The organism is Thermogutta sp., from assembly GCF_014359955.1.
Classification (GTDB): domain Bacteria; phylum Planctomycetota; class Planctomycetia; order Pirellulales; family Thermoguttaceae; genus Thermogutta.
Genome location: NZ_JACIYL010000845.1, coordinates 1 through 1833, shown reverse-complemented (window position 1 = coordinate 1833; position 1833 = coordinate 1). Strand labels below are relative to the sequence as shown.

General features: G+C 62.1%; 1 protein-coding gene. It reads left to right on the top strand.

Features of this window, described 5'->3' with window-relative positions; all coding sequences use genetic code 11:
• Positions 1-581 precede the first annotated feature (581 nt).
• The coding region (locus tag H5U08_RS17500) for a class II fumarate hydratase (RefSeq protein ID WP_297036055.1) at positions 582-1833 on the top strand (1252 nt) is incomplete at its 3' end.

Sequence of the window (1833 nt, the reverse complement as noted above, 5' to 3'; positions counted from 1 at the left end):
CCGAACCATGGACATCCAACAGCAGATCGACGAGATTTACCCCGGCGTGGAAAGCAAGGTTCTCTCATTTGGCTGCGAATCCAAGAATTCGCGCGGGTGAGCGGATTTGTCACGCCCGTTTCTGGTTGCTTCGCCGTTCATCGTGTTTTCTCCAGAGTTTTGCCGATGTTTTCACGCGCAGGCCCTTTGCCCGGGCACGACAAGCGTGCCCCTCCGACGTTGTAGGCCCAAAGAATCTTTCGCCCGTACTCGCTCGCCCGGCTTTCGTGTCGCCGGGTTTGGTGATCGGGGGCCAGTCCCGGGCGGGTGCCCCGTGGGCCATGCGGGAATTTTGACTTCCTGCTATGATAAATTTCTCAACGCCTGTTGTGCGGTGGTTGGCCGGTGGGGCGAACGGCTTTCCTTGCGATCAGGGTTGGCTTGTGCGGCGTGCCGGACGGGTCCGCGAGTGCCTTCCCGACGAGGGGTGACAGGGGGCGGCAAGCGGATCTCGGCCTGGAGAACAGGCGAACGTTCACTCATCGCACGGGCGATTTCTGAAAAGAGCTTTCTGTGAGCCTTCAACTCGAGAGGACGCGGTCATGAGTGATGCTTATCGCGTGGAAGTGGACTCGATGGGAGAAGTGCGGCTGCCCCGGATGGCGTACTACGGGGCGCAGACGCAGCGGGCGGTGGAGAATTTCCCGATCTCCGGCCAGACTCTGCCCGTTGAGCTCATTCACGCCCTGGGCTGGGTGAAATGGGCGGCGGCCAGGGCCAACGCAGAGCTGGGACGTCTGACCACCGGCCCCCGAGCACTGACGCCCTCCCAGGTGGAGGCCCTTCTCCAGGCCTGTCGGGAAGTCGCGGAAGGGAAGTTTGATGACCAGTTTCCCGTCGATGTGTACCAGACCGGCTCCGGCACATCCAGCAACATGAACGCGAATGAAGTGATTGCCAACCGGGCGATTGAACTTTCCGGCGGCGATCGCTTCCAGGCGGAAAAGCCGATCCATCCCAACGACCACGTGAACATGGGCCAAAGCACCAATGACATGTTTCCCACGGCCATCCACGTGGCGGTGGCGCTGGCGATTCGCGACCAGTTGATTCCCGCCCTGCGGGAAGCGGTGGAAGTGCTGCAGGAAAAAGCCAAGGCCTGGGCCGACATCATCAAGATCGGGCGCACCCATCTGGCGGACGCCACCCCATTGACGCTTGGACAGGAGATGAGTGGGCTGGCGCGGATGCTGGAGCTGGGTGTCGAGCGTGCCGAGCGTGCTCTCCAGGCGGTAATGGAGTTGCCGGCCGGTGGCACGGCTGTGGGGACGGGGATCAATACCCATCCCGAGTTCGGTAAACGTGTCGCTGAAATCCTCGCCCAGGAACTGGGGGTTCCCTTCCGCGAAGCCGCCAATCATTTCGAGGCCAACGCCCAGCGTGACGGTTTGGTGGAATGTCACGGCCTGTTGCGGACGGTGGCCGTCAGCGTCTTCAACGTCGCCAACAATCTCCGCTGGCTTGGCTCGGGACCGCGATGCGGCTTCTACGAGGTGATTCTGCCGGACCTTCAGCCGGGAAGCTCGATCATGCCAGGCAAGGTGAATCCGGTGCTGTGCGAAAGCCTCATGCAGGTGGCCGCCCGGGTGATAGGAAACGACGCGACGATCACGTTTGCGGGGGCTTCCGGCGGGCAGTTTCAGCTCAACATTATGATGCCGGTGATGGGCGCGACCGTGCTGGAGTCGATCCGCCTGCTTGCGCGAGGTCTGAGGGTCTTCACGGAGAAAGTGCTCCGCGGAATGGAGGCCAATCGCCAGGCGTGTGAGGCCGCCGTGGAAAAGAGTCTGGCTC